The sequence below is a fragment of the Mesorhizobium sp. genome, from assembly GCF_024509055.1.
Taxonomy (GTDB): Bacteria; Pseudomonadota; Alphaproteobacteria; order Rhizobiales; family Rhizobiaceae; genus Mesorhizobium.
Window position 1 is genome coordinate 822 of the sequence record NZ_JANINM010000295.1, and the last position, 321, is coordinate 1,142.

A 321-nucleotide genomic window follows, 5' to 3' on the forward strand; every position below is an offset into this window, starting at 1 on the left:
GACCTGCCCATCACCACGGATCTGAGCGCGCGGCTCCTCCGCTTGCCGCTGTACCATGGCATCGGCGATGAACTTGACCGGGTGATCGAACGCGTCTGGCACCACGCGCGCGAATTGAAAGGTTAGCGGCAGGTCAGGCACAGATATTACAGCCCGTCGGGCTCCCCGTTCCTCGGCGTCGAACGCGGAACGAACGGGGCATACGAGTTGGAACGGGTGGCTGGCGGCGGCGGCGAAACGCCCGGAACGCCTCGGCCGACCCCGGGCACCATGTTCGGGCCGACGCCCGGAACCAGGCCAGGCACGACCGGGGGCGGCGCT